This is a genomic window from Sphingobacterium anhuiense, from assembly GCF_042686355.1.
Classification (GTDB): Bacteria; Bacteroidota; Bacteroidia; order Sphingobacteriales; family Sphingobacteriaceae; genus Sphingobacterium; species Sphingobacterium anhuiense.
The window spans coordinates 13,758-27,688 of sequence record NZ_JBHUPE010000008.1; the positions used below are offsets into that span (position 1 = coordinate 13,758).

General features: G+C 32.9%; 15 protein-coding genes. 6 read left to right on the forward strand and 9 right to left on the reverse strand.

Annotated elements, in window-relative coordinates:
- Position 1 precedes the first annotated feature (1 nt).
- Both ACFS6I_RS19280 and ACFS6I_RS19285 read right to left on the reverse strand, forming a co-directional pair.
- Positions 2 to 487: a hypothetical protein gene (locus tag ACFS6I_RS19280; RefSeq protein WP_380923096.1), complete on the reverse strand. Its 486-nt coding sequence runs from the start codon at positions 485 to 487 to the stop codon at positions 2 to 4.
- 98 nt (positions 488 to 585) lie between these two features.
- Positions 586 to 1,137 (reverse strand): lipocalin family protein, encoded by a 552-nt coding sequence (locus ACFS6I_RS19285; protein WP_132771524.1) that lies wholly within the window; start codon positions 1,135 to 1,137, stop codon positions 586 to 588.
- A gap of 56 nt (positions 1,138 to 1,193) precedes the next feature.
- Here ACFS6I_RS19285 and ACFS6I_RS19290 point away from each other — a divergent pair, with 56 nt between their 5' ends.
- The 3 genes from ACFS6I_RS19290 (at position 1,194) to ACFS6I_RS19300 (ending at position 3,238) form a co-directional block, all read left to right on the forward strand.
- Positions 1,194 to 1,526, forward strand: coding sequence for a hypothetical protein (locus tag ACFS6I_RS19290; protein ID WP_084825409.1), 333 nt, complete (start codon positions 1,194 to 1,196; stop codon positions 1,524 to 1,526).
- An 82-nt stretch (positions 1,527 to 1,608) separates the two neighbouring features.
- The gene (locus tag ACFS6I_RS19295) at positions 1,609 to 2,520 is read left to right on the forward strand and encodes a lysylphosphatidylglycerol synthase transmembrane domain-containing protein (RefSeq protein WP_380923098.1); all 912 of its coding nucleotides are present in this window, start codon (positions 1,609 to 1,611) and stop codon (positions 2,518 to 2,520) included.
- Between the two features lie 10 nt (positions 2,521 to 2,530).
- Positions 2,531 to 3,238, forward strand: coding sequence for an SDR family NAD(P)-dependent oxidoreductase (locus tag ACFS6I_RS19300; protein ID WP_380923100.1), 708 nt, complete (start codon positions 2,531 to 2,533; stop codon positions 3,236 to 3,238).
- A 73-nt stretch (positions 3,239 to 3,311) separates the two neighbouring features.
- Here ACFS6I_RS19300 and ACFS6I_RS19305 read toward each other — a convergent pair whose 3' ends face one another.
- From ACFS6I_RS19305 to ACFS6I_RS19320, 4 genes are all read right to left on the reverse strand, one after another.
- On the reverse strand, positions 3,312 to 5,519 hold the full coding sequence (locus ACFS6I_RS19305; RefSeq protein WP_380923102.1) for a glycoside hydrolase family 2 protein: 2,208 nt from the start codon (positions 5,517 to 5,519) through the stop codon (positions 3,312 to 3,314).
- Positions 5,520 to 5,758: 239 nt separating this feature from the next.
- A complete protein-coding gene (locus ACFS6I_RS19310) occupies positions 5,759 to 7,120 on the reverse strand; it encodes an alpha/beta hydrolase family protein (protein WP_346581151.1) in 1,362 nt (453 codons plus the stop codon).
- 563 nt (positions 7,121 to 7,683) lie between these two features.
- Positions 7,684 to 8,175 carry a hypothetical protein gene (locus ACFS6I_RS19315; RefSeq protein WP_380923104.1) on the reverse strand — a complete coding sequence of 164 codons (492 nt, stop codon included), beginning with the start codon at positions 8,173 to 8,175 and terminating at the stop codon, positions 7,684 to 7,686.
- A gap of 1 nt (position 8,176) precedes the next feature.
- A complete protein-coding gene (locus tag ACFS6I_RS19320) occupies positions 8,177 to 8,515 on the reverse strand; it encodes a DUF2089 family protein (protein ID WP_380923106.1) in 339 nt (112 codons plus the stop codon).
- 82 nt (positions 8,516 to 8,597) lie between these two features.
- On the opposite strand from ACFS6I_RS19320, the gene ACFS6I_RS19325 reads away from it, so the two are divergent.
- Complete coding sequence (locus tag ACFS6I_RS19325; RefSeq protein WP_346581148.1) at positions 8,598 to 9,335, forward strand: lysophospholipid acyltransferase family protein; 738 nt, start codon at positions 8,598 to 8,600, stop codon at positions 9,333 to 9,335.
- Position 9,336: 1 nt separating this feature from the next.
- Here the strand turns inward: ACFS6I_RS19325 and ACFS6I_RS19330 are convergent, their stop codons facing one another.
- Together ACFS6I_RS19330 and ACFS6I_RS19335 are read right to left on the reverse strand one after the other, a co-directional pair.
- The gene (locus ACFS6I_RS19330) at positions 9,337 to 10,467 is read right to left on the reverse strand and encodes a glycosyltransferase family 2 protein (RefSeq protein ID WP_380923108.1); all 1,131 of its coding nucleotides are present in this window, start codon (positions 10,465 to 10,467) and stop codon (positions 9,337 to 9,339) included.
- Positions 10,451 to 11,428 (reverse strand): lysylphosphatidylglycerol synthase domain-containing protein, encoded by a 978-nt coding sequence (locus ACFS6I_RS19335; protein ID WP_132843585.1) that lies wholly within the window; start codon positions 11,426 to 11,428, stop codon positions 10,451 to 10,453. The genes ACFS6I_RS19330 and ACFS6I_RS19335 overlap by 17 nt, the downstream gene beginning before the upstream one ends.
- Positions 11,429 to 11,551: 123 nt before the next feature.
- Here ACFS6I_RS19335 and ruvC point away from each other — a divergent pair, with 123 nt between their 5' ends.
- A complete protein-coding gene (gene ruvC / locus ACFS6I_RS19340; protein WP_132771796.1) occupies positions 11,552 to 12,118 on the forward strand; it encodes a crossover junction endodeoxyribonuclease RuvC in 567 nt (188 codons plus the stop codon).
- Here ruvC and ACFS6I_RS19345 read toward each other — a convergent pair whose 3' ends face one another.
- Positions 12,119 to 13,162 (reverse strand): hypothetical protein, encoded by a 1,044-nt coding sequence (locus ACFS6I_RS19345; protein WP_132771531.1) that lies wholly within the window; start codon positions 13,160 to 13,162, stop codon positions 12,119 to 12,121.
- A 219-nt stretch (positions 13,163 to 13,381) separates the two neighbouring features.
- On the opposite strand from ACFS6I_RS19345, the gene ACFS6I_RS19350 reads away from it, so the two are divergent.
- Positions 13,382 to 13,855: an Lrp/AsnC ligand binding domain-containing protein gene (locus ACFS6I_RS19350; RefSeq protein WP_021189698.1), complete on the forward strand. Its 474-nt coding sequence runs from the start codon at positions 13,382 to 13,384 to the stop codon at positions 13,853 to 13,855.
- Positions 13,856 to 13,931: the final 76 nt, after the last annotated feature.

Consider the following 13,931-nt stretch of genomic DNA (forward strand, 5'->3'; position numbering starts at 1 on the left):
ATTAGGACTGTTTTTTCACAATCATTAAATTACTCATAATCACTTCCTTAATAAGGTTATCAAAATGAATCTCTGTTTCGAAATGACCAATATATTGCTGTACTAAATGTTTTTCTATTGTTGGATTCACATCAATTGAAACAGAGGATCGATCTTCAATTTTAACGACAGTTTGTCCAAATTTTATATATTCTTTGTCTATCTTCAACAGGTCCAATCGTTCCTCATCAATATCAATAATTACACCCTTCTCTAATTCTCCTCTTCCACAGAATTCTATTTCTACCCCCAATTCGGCAAAGCTCATTCTTATCAAATCACGTATGGTAATATCTTTGGCTATATATTCCTCCCCAAAATTAAATTGAGATTTTTCCATCCAATATAAATGAGCAGATAAGTCCTTGATATATATTCTATTTTCTAGACCAAGAGCGATAAGAACCACCTCCCTTATAATTTTTTGTACAATATTTTTTTCGATCAAAGTACTGTTTCTAAAATTAGAAAATTTGTTAAATAAAAAATTTTAAACAAGTAAAGCTATAGTTTCCTATAGCTTTATCTATCTTCAAAAAGGATATCTTAATTTACTCTTGAAAAAGTGAATACTAAATATGCTTCGCCATTTGTAATGGTTACCGGCATACGCATAACTAATTTACTAGCGTCTGAGTATGATAAATCTAAACGGTAGCCTGTAATAACATTTTTAGCTTTATCGCCCGCATAAATCTTTTTAAACTGAAACTGTGGTTGTCCGTTATTCTTTCCTGGATTGAATATAGACCATATAATATCTCTGGAAGCACCAGGGGCACATAATTTACCGTCTGCTGAAAATGAGATGTTTCCTTTACCATTACCAGGCAATGTCCAAGTACTTCCGATAAAGCATTCAGCAGGTGCTTCTTCAAATACACTTTTAATGGTATAAGATGCGGGTAAATTCTCGCGATCAATAGTGTTTAAAACCCAAGTTCCTTTTACAGCTCCTTTCCAGTCAGAGGCACTAGGCCCTGTAGACATCGCAGTAGATGAAGAACTAGATGCTGTTCCTTTTGGTTGCATGCTACAAGCCGAAAAAAGAAACAAACTCAACATGAGAGTTGTGATAGATAAAAGAACTCGATTCATATTCATTAATTTTATAGTTACTTATTGTATTTTTGCTGTAAATATAACAACAAATCATGATTGAGACATCCAAAAATCATACCATTAGTAAGATTGTAGCAAAATCACTATTGCGTCTTTTCGTTTTACTTTTAGCACTAGCTTCTGTTCCTATACTATCGAATAAGGGAACCCAGTCTAATTTAGATGCTAAACACGTTGCATTTCCAAATGAAATGGCAGTAGTTGCTCCTGCATTGCTCTTTATCATTTTTGTAGTTTTACTGATTGTCATGTTAAAAAACAAATATTTAAGAGTCGATATTAATTGGCAATTCTCATTATGCACGATTTTCCTATTGATCTACTTAATTCTATTATACTCCCGTATATATCCCCTAATAGCATAATCCAAATAAATACAATATCATTAATCAAATTAATATCTTTGAGAATTAATGAATAAAGTCAAAACATAGACTTAAATATCTAATGAATAAAAAACTAATTTGGAAAATTATTAAGAATATACTGAAAGTAGTTGTTACTGTTGCTGCTCTTTATTGGGTATTTAGTAAGGTTTCTATCCAAGATCTAAAAGATGCTCTATTAAAATCAAATCCGCTGTTCCTTTTATTCGCATTTTTAGCATATGCCATCTCAATACTAATATCATCATCTCGCTTACTTAGCTTCTTAACTGCAATCGGACTTCATGTTTCTGAGAGATATAATTTTAAACTTTATCAGCTTGGCTTGTTTTATAATCTTTTCTTGCCTGGAGGTGTTGGAGGTGATGGATATAAAATATATTTTCTTCGAAAAAAGTATAGTATTAAAGGTCGAAAGTTACTTGCAGCATTATTCTTTGACCGATTAAGTGGTCTGTGGGCGTTATGTTTAATAATTGCGGCATTAATCATTTTTATGCCTCAACTTGGAATTCCTAATTACTTAACAATTTTAGGATTTATCTTGGGTACAACGCTTTATTATTTTTTGGTAGGCAAATTTTTCAATGATTTTAAGGCAAATTTCATCAAAACACATCTAAAAGCAATAGGTGTACAGTCAATGCAAGTAATTGCTGCTATTATGATATTATACGCCCTAGGCTTTGATGGAAAATTTTCTCCTTATCTCTTTCTCTTTCTCGCTTCTTCATTAGTGGCAATAATTCCATTTTCAGTTGGAGGATTGGGTATGCGAGAGCTAGTTTATATGTGGGGAGCTAATTTTTTTCACCTTGATTCACATTTAGCTGTCTTGATTAGTCTACTATTTTATATTATATCGGCATTCATGGCCTTTACTGGTTCGTACTACATATTTCATCCCTCTGCATTAGGGACCGAAAAATTACCATCTGTTAAAGAAATAGAAGAATCTCAGACGGAAGATTAAATAAATAAACATGGCAAATATTATAATAACAGGAGCAAGCAGTGGAATTGGGTTTGAAACTGTATTGGATCTCACGGCAAAAAAAGAAAATAATGTTATCGCACTTGCTCGATCTGCAGATAAACTAAAGCGCCTTCACGAAATTGCGAAGGATTTGAATTTCGACGGGGGTAATTTATATCCAGCTCAGTTTGATATTGTTTATGATGATTATCAAACTTTATTACCATTTATCAAATCAAAATTTGAACAGGTAGATATCCTGATCAATAATGCAGGAGTGCTTATCAATAAACCTTTTATGGATAGTTCATTGGAAGAAATTGCATCGATGTTTCAAACCAATGTATTGGCACATGCTAATATGATTCAACATATCGTCCCTTTAATGCCCGAAGGATCTCATATTCTCAATATAGGAAGTATGGGCGGTTTTCAAGGCTCTTCCAAGTTTAGTGGCTTAGCGGCTTATTCTTCTAGTAAAGCAGCGTTGGCAGTATTAACAGAGTGCTTGGCTGAAGAATTTAAGGGTAAAGGTATCCGCGTAAATTGTCTTGCTCTTGGATCTGCACAAACTGAAATGTTTGAAGCAGCTTTTCCGGGAATAGAAGCTGGTAAACTCGCTTTTGAGATGGGAAGATATATTGCGGAATTTGCCCAAAATGGACATCAATATTATAATGGTAAAATTCTACCTGTAGCATTAACAACTCCATAATAAAAAAGTCTCAAAAGTAGCGTGCCCCCAGAAAGTGTTAAACTTTTCGGGGGCATTGCACAAAGATGCTTTTTTATAAACCAATATGTTCATTTTTATTGGATTTCGGTCCATCTTTACTGATTGCCTTTGGGTTATCTTTCAAGTAATGCCAAGTAATCTTATCTTCAAATTGTTGACCTTTACTTGATGCTTTTACCTGGATAATATTATCTCCTTCTTTCAATTTAACATTTTGAAAAATATAATGGACATCAGTTTCTCCGATAACAAAGTTCTTTTCCTCAACACCATTGACCAACAAAGTAGGTGTTCCTAAATTAGAATAAACTGTCACCGGAGTAATCTCGTTTACTCTCTCAATAACACGTCTTTGTGTCAGATATAATACAGGTTCTTTACTCCAGTTAGCTTTATACCAATAAAAAGGATCTTTCTTGAGTTTTCTATCAAACGTAACCAATCCTTTGTAATTCCTTGGTTCAACATTGAGTGCTGTAATCGGAGTAGCAAAGTCAAATGTATTCCAAAGATAAGAGGCCAAAAAGATCGGATGTCTTTTTATCGTTCCCCAATGTATTTCATGGAACTTTGTTGAAAATTCTTCAGGAAAAAATGCTGGATTCACCCATTGATTACCTACATCTCCAACAACCTCTTGTTGATGACTAGGATTAGCCTCGGCTCCATACTCTGAAAAAATAATTTTATAATCTTTAAAATCTTTTGAGATTTGATCTGCCCACTTATCAACATCACGAATAATGCCATTATACCATCCGAAATAATGATTGATTCCCTGTATATCTGCATTATTATTTACAGCATGGTTGATGACATTATAGCCGCTCACTTGCACCGTATAGCGATATGGATCTTCGGTCTTAGCTAAATCATTTAATTTTGTCGTTAACTCGATTGTGTACGCATTAGGCGTATAAACCTCATTATGGAGACCCCATGTATAAATAGAAGGATGATTATAGTTTTGTCTTATAAGTTCTGTCAATTGCTGTTTTGCATTTGCTTCCTCTAAGGTCGTTACACGATTAACAAATGGGATTTCTGCCCAAACAATAAATCCAATACTATCGCATTTTTCATAGAAGTATGCAGATTGTTGATAATGAGCTAATCGAATCGTAGTTGCTCCAATTTCCTTGATGATAGCCAAATCTTCATCATGATCAGCATTTGATAAAGCGGAACCCTTTCCCCATCGATCCTGATGTCTTGTTACTCCATACATTGGATACTTAATATCATTCAAAAAGAATCCCTCTCCTGTTCTTAATTCAAATTTTCGTAAACCTAGAGGCTGAATGACTTCATCTAGTACAGTATTTCCATCAACAAGCTGTGTAACTACTTTATAAAGATACGGGTCCTCCAGACCTTGCCATAAATGTGGATTTGTTAAATTAAAGTCTTGCATTACTTCTTGTCTACCCTGCGGAAGTAAACGATATTTTTTTATATTCTTGGCTTTCACAGCGCCGTTTTGTTCAAAAATCGTTGACACTACCTGTAAATCTCTTGCGTCATGATTTTTATTTTCAAGTTTCACTTTTAAATTTATTGATGCACTTTTTTTATTAACGTCCTGTTGACTTATATATACTCCTGAAGAAGCATAATCGGATACTGCAATATTAATCTTATCCGTCACAATAAGTTCAACCGGACGATAAATACCACCATACATAGGGAATAGCGTATGATTGACTGGTATTACTTGTGGAGTTGCTTCATTGTTAACTTTTACAAGAATCTCATTTTCAACTCCAAATTTCAACATATTAGTCAATTCCAACACGAATGCTGAATAGCCCCCTTGATGTCTTCCCACAATCTGATAATTACCATTTATAGCTGACGCATCATAAACTACATTTCCCTTTTCCTTCTTCGCAGGCAACGGTGAATTATTAATGTAAACTTCTGTGTTTGTATTTACACCTTCAAATTTTACAAAAATGCGCTTACCATTCCAAGAAGATTCTGGAATAAAAGTTTTACGATAATAGGCATCTCCCACATAAAATTTTTCATTAGATGTAAATCGATCATTACGTATTTGCATATCTTTTGAGTTCCATGTATGGGGAACAGCTATAGATTGCCATGTTCCAGAAAAAACATTCCCATACTGTAAGAGATCTGTAGTAAAGGGGCCCTTTTTGAAAGCCCAATTTTGATTGAATGAAATAACTTCTCTAGAAAAGGAAACTGAGGTTAAAATTGTTAAGAAAAATAAGGTGACGATTGCCTTGAAATTCATAATAATAAAATAAAGGTTTTGTTCAATAGTACCCATCATAAACATGATGATGGAGTGTAAAACAAAGATATAAACCTAATTGTATTACAAAGAAGAATTGACTTTACTAGAAAACTACATAGAAGTTAATATTGGGCAAAAAATTGCTGTAGCATCACAGAAAACCAATTTACAACGTTATCGTACTTTTACTAAAATATAGATGATGTCACTTAAATAATACTAACTACAGCTAACTATTATAAGCTTTTTATCCATTTAACTAAATCATTCAAGACTTCACTATTCATGGTTTCACTAATATGCTCATACTCTGAAACAGCCCCAGTTGTCGATTTTTGAAATAAGTGATTCAATCCTTCATATTTCTTTAGAACAGTTTTTCGATTATATGGTAGATTATTCTTTAAACTTTTTAGATTTTGGTCAGCAGGAACCTGAACATCTAAACTCCCAAATGCGGCATAAACCGGCACTGTAATTTTTTTAATAAAAGGAATGGGATCAATCCGCATGAAATATCTATAAGATGGCAACAAGAGTGTCTCTAACTCCAATTTACTCGATGAATTCAATTGTGCTGGATCTATTTTCATATTATCAAGAATCATTGCCATAGCCTCCATATGCGGCCTATTACTTTTAACAACCTCAAAATTCCTTTTATTAATCTCTTTGGCATGTGATAGTGCTAGTTCTGACATGCCTGCTACTTTACCAATGCGATATAGCTGTGATACCATTAGAGAGTCGATAGGAATGGCTGGACCTGCTAAAGAAACAATAAAAGAAAGCGCCGGAAATTTTTGTCCAGCCAACAACTCTGCGATTAAACCACCCTCACTATGCCCGATAATACCAATTTTGCCGGGATCTACATTTGGTCTTTCCTTTAGAAAATCTATTGCTGCCATTGCGTCTTTACTAAAATTCTCAATTGAGGCATTTATAAAACTTCCTTTTGAAAGTCCGACCCCCCGATCGTCGTAGCGAAGAACAACAATATTATTTTTTGTTAAAAAATCTGATAATATTCGAAAAGGTTCATGTCCCATTAATGTTTCATTGCGATCCTGGGGACCGCTTCCTGTCACTAAAACTACTGCAGGGAATTTACCTTTTTGTCTAGGTGTGGTTAAGGTGCCACTTAATAGGACATCATCATATTTATTTCTAAAATTGACATCTACTGTATCGTATGAATAAGGAGGAAAAACACGTTGAGATCTTATTGTCTTGATATTATTAGGGGTTGCCTTTATTTTCATAAGATCTAACTTGGCTCGAAATGTCCCTTGTTGAAACTCCCCACCTATTAAATCATCCCGTTCCATTTTCCCGATATAACTAATTCCTCCTTCAATCAGTACTTCGATTCCGTTACCATTAACGTTTGCCTTCGCGGGAATGCCAAAGGCTCCCTGATCTGGACTATCCGCTGTTGCCTTCCATACACCATTTTCCTGAGATAAATGAATTATAAAAACCAAACTGGAATGTCCTACTTGCAAATTACCTTTCCAGTCCCCTACGAAAGTTTGGGAAAAAGCAGTTATTGTTATAAACAACAGGAGAAATGTACCAACTATTTTTTTAATCATTATATGTAATAAAAGAGAATAAAGAAGATAAAGCTTCCATTAACATTACAACAAGTACCAAAATCAAGCCATTATAATTTTTTTCTATTTATAACAGTAAGAAATCCTTTAAATAAGTAAATAGAAGAAATAGATCAGCAAGCAAAGGCTGAGAATAACACCAAAAAAGGGATAATTCAATCTGCTTTATCAACATTTTGGTTACCCAGTGGATTTACTACATTCTGGAAATTAAATCTACTATCGGGTTTAGCCATTTAGTTGTATTTAATAAAGCCATACCATAAATGACAGACCTTGCAACCAATACGGTTATTAGCATATCTATAAATCTCAGACTCGAATTCAATATTTTTCAAAGTAGAAATATAATGATTGATAATAAAGATGTTGTTAAGATATTGTGATAATTGTAAAAAGCTAGTCTTGTTGGATTTAAAACTCATCATCCCAGGAAAGGAATCTCCTAAAAACAAGCTACAAAAGTACCGATTATAAATCAAATAAGACCAATAGATAAAAGTTTTGTCTCCGAAAGATTATCAAATGGATTTAAAAGTATTTTATTCATAGTCCTTATTTAAAATTTCTTGATTAACCTTAGAAATGATCGTATTGAGTTCGCATTTCTTTTGGGTACCTATCAATAGTCTAGACCCGCTTTTAAAGATCAATTCCAACCCATGTGATCCTTTGGTATTATAGGCTTTACCTTTTCTTCCAATGCGATACCCCCAACCTCCATAGTCGTATATAGGATTATAATCCTTTACAGAAACCTGTGCTACTTCTGACCAAGGAATAAATTTACTTTTCAATAGAAAGGGAAAGAAGTGAATCGTAATTCCTTGAGAGTTTATTGTTGTTTTTAATTTAATGAACGAAAATATAATAATAATAACAGCAATAATCCAAAACCCAGGATTTACACTTAATTCGTTGAAATTACCAACTTTTATATCATTCCATTCATAATTTAAAGTCGATAATAATAAAAAGACGATCAAAATCACCATCCACCAACTCCAAAAAGACTGTTTCTCTTTAAAAACCATACTAATCATTATTTTTTAAACCCAATAACTTATCAATAAGATCATCTAACTTATTTCTTACGGTAGGATAACTCTTGCCTAATTGACTTGCCATCTCTTTCAGACTTCCTGATTTTAATAAAAACTCAAGTACAAAATCCTGTTCCTCAAGAGTTAATTGCGTCCAAATTGGCAACATAAATTTACCGCTAACCTCAGTATTGCATGAAGAACAAGTTAATTTACTGACCTCTAATTTTGTATCACAGCTAGGGCATACGTTTGGAAATTTTTTCATCTCTTCTATAAATATAAATATTATTAATAATAATATAAATTTTATAAAAGTATTATTAAACATAATTTAAAATATGAGCGATCAATAATTATTCGTAAAGTATATTAATAATTATATTTGCTGTAAATAATTATTAGATTTAAACATGAAGAAGATTATTGGATTTATTCTGACACCCATTTTTTATTTCTTTTTTGCCTTGTGCCTTTTAGTTTTTCACCCTATACAATGGTTGAGCCTAAAGTTTGGCGGATATACAGCACATAAAAAGAGTGTCGATATTCTTAATTTCTTTCTCACCTATTGCAATATTTTGCTGTTTAATACGATATCTTTTATTGATAATAAAAACATTCCAACCGGACAGCCCATTATTTTCGTTGCAAATCATCAAAGTACATTTGATATACCGGCTATGATCTATTTTCTGCGAAGATTTCATGGAAAATTCATTTCAAAAATAGAACTAGCGAAGGGAATTCCAAGTATTTCCTTCAATTTGAAACATGGTGGGGCGGCAAATATTGACCGTAAGGACTCAAAACAGTCTATCGGTGAAATATTAAAACTTGCAAATAATATGAAGACCAAAAACTGGTCAGCTTTTATTTTCCCGGAAGGTACTCGCACTCGAGATGGTAAAATGAAGCCTTTTCATGTTGGCGGAATAGCTACATTATTAAAGAAAAATCCCGATGCACTAATTGTTCCTATCGCAATAAATGGTTCATATGAAATGACAAAAAATGGCTTATTTCCTCTTACACCCTTTGTGAAAATGAGCTGGGAAGTTTTAGATCCTATTGATAAAACTGATAAAACTTTGGAAGAAATAGTATTAGAAGCTGAACAGAAGATCCGTTTAAAAGTCAAAAATGGTTAGATTATTTAACCTGCCGACCTTTCCAATCATATTTACCGATATTACCAAGTATACCAATATACACGAGGTATATTATATGTAACGAGGAAAGAATTGGTAAATACCGCATTAACTCCTCTCTCTTAGAAAACTGAGTTAAGGGTTGAATAAATAGATATTCAACTATGATTTTAGCGATTAATACTACCAAAAAAGTAAAAAGATAGGAATAATGATAAAATAAACCTACGATAAGACAGGTAAGCATACAAAAGTTGAATAACCAAATTGTGATTCCGAGTAACACAATTGCTTTATTTTTATATTTTGTACTCTTAGAAGCCCAACGCTTCCGCTGACTTATAAATGACCTAATTGTAGGCTTAGCATCGGTATAAACCACTGCATCTGTAGATTTACAGAATCCTATTTTATGTGGATATTTTGCAGCAACTTTATGCAAAAATAATTCATCATCACCAGATGCTAATTCATCGATACCAGCAAATCCACCCATTTCATAAAAAATATCTTTTCGATATGCCAAATTTGCTCCGTTGCAAGTTGTCGGATTTTTATTACCAATACCTGCTGCGCCTAAGCCTATTAAATATAAAAACTCAAGTGTTTGAAGTCTTTCAAAAAATGATTTCTCTTCTGAATACACTACAGGAGAAGATAAAAGATATAAGTCTTGAGTTTCAAAATAGCTAATGATTGTCATTAACCAATTTTCACCCATCCTACAATCAGCGTCAGTTGTAACAATTATCTCTCCTGTACATAAATCAATAGCCTTCGCTATAGCAAGCTTTTTATATGAATTCAATTTATTGCTCTCATTCAACTGAATTAGTTGTACTCCTCTGTGCGCGTAAGACAATACAACATCACTTGTCCGATCAGTAGAATGGTCATCGATTACAATTAATTCAAACTGTTCAGGTGGAAATTTTTGATTAAGTACAGCATCAATAGTACGTGCTATACCATTCTCTTCATTACGTGCAGCTATAATAATAGAAATACGTTTGACCGGTAAACAGTTCGATATTACAGTTGGTATTTCAAACCAACCTTTCCGCATATACAGAACCAGAGCGATATACACAATCGCCAATATTATCGTAATAAAACTAAGATTTAGAATCACCAAAAAAATTTATTTTCAAAACAAAAATAGAACCTAAAACAGCTGGAAGTATCAAATTAACGAACCAAATACAAGAAACAATTGCCATCACGGCTAGTTCTTGGTTTGTGATATAACTATAAAGATTACCTGCAACAAAACTTCTTACACTAAAATCAAAAATATCCAATGTCGGTAATGCGGCCTGCACAAAGAAAAGAATAAATATCATCAAAATCATTGCCACGAATGGTAATTCTGGTAAAATGACCAACATTAAAATAATGTACTGAGAAGTAAAAATGATAAATCTTGCCAACGATATCAATATGACAACAAGCAATTCCTTAAAAGTATACTCTTCCAAAATAGAAAAGAAAGGTTTGATACGTTCTAGAAATTTAATTCGACCAACCAATAAATCAATCCAATGCACATTAAAATAAAGTACTAAAAAACCTGTCGCATACAATATTGCTAATAACCAAATCCCAAACTCTATAGAAACCGGAGTATCCATATAAGTACATGCAAACCAAGCAATACTTAAAGCACCAGCTATACTGGTTAATACAAGTTGTGCAAATAACCCAACTCCCATTGCTATAGCACCTTTTGCTCGATTTTCAGGTTTCAAAAACAAAACACGACCTCCATATTCACCAATCCTATTTGGAGTAAAAATAGCCCATGTTAATCCACTAAATACCGATTGAAATGCACGTCCAAAAGATATTCTTTCAATTCTAATAGCCAAATATTGCCATTTTACAACTTCAAGCATCCAATTAACAAACATTAAGAACACGATTAAGCTAAATGTCAGCCAGAAATAATGAGGATCTATACCTGCGATTAATGTTTCAAACTTCAGAAGATTTTTAGGATCTGATAATTGTTGATAAATATACCATCCAGCAAAAGCTAGTACCGCAATTTTTATCAATATCCCGCTATATTTTTTTTGAACCTTTGTTAGCATTTATCAATTTTGGACACAATGTTACTAAATATTAATCAAAGCTAAAGTTATTTTATGGCAATATTAGTATCCATTACATCTTCATTTTTGAATCGTTACGAAATAAAAAATGTAATATTGCACATGCAGAAGGAGAAAGCAAAAGAGAGAATTATTTTAGGTATTGACCCCGGAACAGCTGTTCTAGGTTACGGAATCATACGTGAACAAGGAAACAATATCAGTCTCATTACTATGGGAGTCGTGAAAATGGGGCATCTTGATGACCATGCTCTAAAACTCCAACGTATATTTAAAAAAACTACTGCTTTAATCGAGGAATATAAACCGGACAGTGTTGCATTAGAAGCTCCATTTTATGGGAAAAACATACAAGTAATGCTGAAATTAGGAAGAGCACAAGGTGTCGCTATGGCCGCCGCATTAAATTTTGATATTCCTATATTTGAATATGCTCCACGAAAAATAAAGCAATCAGTAACTGGAAATGGAAATGCAACCAAAGAGCAAGTAGCAGGCATGCTGAAGTCATTATTAAAATTTAATGAAAGCCCTGAATTTTTAGACGCAACAGATGGATTAGCTGTTGCTGTTTGTCATTCCTTTCAAAAAAATGCGACCTCCGAAACTGGCAAAAGTTACAGTGGTTGGAGTGCATTTGTAAAAGATAATGAAAAAAGAATCAAGTAATTATAGCTGTACTTGCCTTATAACATTTTTCACATTTAATTCAACAATATCAGTCATCGATTTACACTTCAAGTACTGTTCACTTGAATGAGAAATTGCATAAGCTTCACGCAATTGTTTTATATTTTCCTCTGTCGATAACTGTTGGGTTTTTGATGCGTCCCTAAGGTCAGCGATCCGATGCCTTTCACTACGTACACGATGTACAATAGATGATCGCTCTTCTTGTTGATATTGAGAAACCGTTTTTTCTGTCAAATGTTCCATTGAAAGTTTCACATAAGGAAAGTTTTCTTTGAAAAATTGTGGCATGTACACTTTTGGATTGCCTTCATAAAATTGCTGGTCAAAATCAATAGCTCGAATTCTGAATTGAAAATCGTCAAAATCTGGAGTTATTTGTACAACAAAATTATAAGCGCGCATATCACCTAACAAAGTGATTATGCAACGTTCGTTAAATTTAACAAACTCCTTAGAAATACGTGTTAGATTATAATCCGGTGTATACATGCGTTGCTTGGCAAAAGTATCACCAGGAATTCCAACAATATGTTCCTCAACCAAAGTTTCATTATCGACCATATAATTTACCTGATTTGGCGATAAGATTTCCTCCAATTCTAAGCCATAAATACGAGATGCATCAGCTTGCTTAATATAAAAATAATCATAAACATCATTCAGTCGGTTTACAATACGAATTCGAAAAGGCCTTGTATTGCCAAACGCACAATACTCAACACGATCAATATACTTATGTTGCACAATACGGGTATTACCCGATGCCTTTAATTTAGCATATATTACTTTCAAACCTTCATATAAATGATCAATCAGATATGGTGGATATAATGGCGTTTCCCAAAAAGTGTCGTTACCGTATTTATCCAATACAGGTATAGTTTCAGTAAAAGATAAAAGATCCTTATACGTAATAGGAAGCTTTGCATCACGTTGATATAGTCTCAAGTATTTATGTAATCCCTCTCCTACTGCAAAAATGGGTTTCTTCCTTGAAATTTTAACATCTTCTATTTCCATAAATATCTTTTTAAATCAAATGCCAATATCAATAAAAATCTATACAAAATTTGTTATTTAAATATCACATTAACAATATGTATATAAAATTTTTACTAAATTTACATACATAAACCAACAAATCTTAGTATTTTTGAAAAATTTAAAAATTTAATCCGATACGACTATTTGGTAATAAATTATCGGTTTGGGTTAACTTAATTAATAACAGCACTTTTAATGGAAAACAACTATTCTAATTACGATTTAGACAATCTTGATATTCAGATATTATCAATTTTGATGAATGATGCGTCTATTCCTTATACAGAAATAGCAAAAAAGTTAATTGTATCTGGTGGCACTATACATGTCCGCATGAAAAAAATGGAAGAACTAGGTATTATTAAAGGATCCAACTTAATTATTAATCCTCAGAAAGTTGGTTTCGATATTACTGCCTTCTTAGGGATTTACCTTGAAAAAGGATCTCAATACTCTGATGCTGTTGCTCAATTAAAAGAAATTAAAGAAGTCGTTGAATTACATTACTGCACGGGACAATATAGTATTTTTGCAAAAATAATCTGTCGCGATACAGTACACCTGCGTAAAGTATTAAATGAAGATATACAATCTGTACAAGGAATTCAGCGTACTGAGACTATTATATCTCTTGAAGAGAGTATAAAAAGACAGATTAGTTTAGTCTAAATTATTAATCGTATGTAGCGTCCTAGAATAGGTTGACATATAAATTTAACGATAATTATCCTTACTTGACTATTTC

Excerpts from the sequence above, each read along its gene's own strand:
- ACFS6I_RS19350 (WP_021189698.1), top strand. The coding sequence starts at position 13,382 with ATGGAAAACAACTATTCTAATTACGATTTAGACAATCTTGATATTCAG.
- ACFS6I_RS19315 (WP_380923104.1), bottom strand. The coding sequence starts at position 8,175 with ATGGTTTTTAAAGAGAAACAGTCTTTTTGGAGTTGGTGGATGGTGATT.
- ACFS6I_RS19295 (WP_380923098.1), top strand. The coding sequence starts at position 1,609 with ATGAATAAAAAACTAATTTGGAAAATTATTAAGAATATACTGAAAGTA.
- ruvC (WP_132771796.1), top strand. The coding sequence starts at position 11,552 with ATGCAGAAGGAGAAAGCAAAAGAGAGAATTATTTTAGGTATTGACCCC.
- ACFS6I_RS19310 (WP_346581151.1), bottom strand. The coding sequence starts at position 7,120 with ATGATTAAAAAAATAGTTGGTACATTTCTCCTGTTGTTTATAACAATA.
- ACFS6I_RS19345 (WP_132771531.1), bottom strand. The coding sequence starts at position 13,162 with ATGGAAATAGAAGATGTTAAAATTTCAAGGAAGAAACCCATTTTTGCA.
- ACFS6I_RS19335 (WP_132843585.1), bottom strand. The coding sequence starts at position 11,428 with ATGCTAACAAAGGTTCAAAAAAAATATAGCGGGATATTGATAAAAATT.
- ACFS6I_RS19290 (WP_084825409.1), top strand. The coding sequence starts at position 1,194 with ATGATTGAGACATCCAAAAATCATACCATTAGTAAGATTGTAGCAAAA.
- ACFS6I_RS19325 (WP_346581148.1), top strand. The coding sequence starts at position 8,598 with ATGAAGAAGATTATTGGATTTATTCTGACACCCATTTTTTATTTCTTT.
- ACFS6I_RS19300 (WP_380923100.1), top strand. The coding sequence starts at position 2,531 with ATGGCAAATATTATAATAACAGGAGCAAGCAGTGGAATTGGGTTTGAA.
- ACFS6I_RS19320 (WP_380923106.1), bottom strand. The coding sequence starts at position 8,515 with ATGTTTAATAATACTTTTATAAAATTTATATTATTATTAATAATATTT.
- ACFS6I_RS19305 (WP_380923102.1), bottom strand. The coding sequence starts at position 5,519 with ATGAATTTCAAGGCAATCGTCACCTTATTTTTCTTAACAATTTTAACC.
- ACFS6I_RS19285 (WP_132771524.1), bottom strand. The coding sequence starts at position 1,137 with ATGAATCGAGTTCTTTTATCTATCACAACTCTCATGTTGAGTTTGTTT.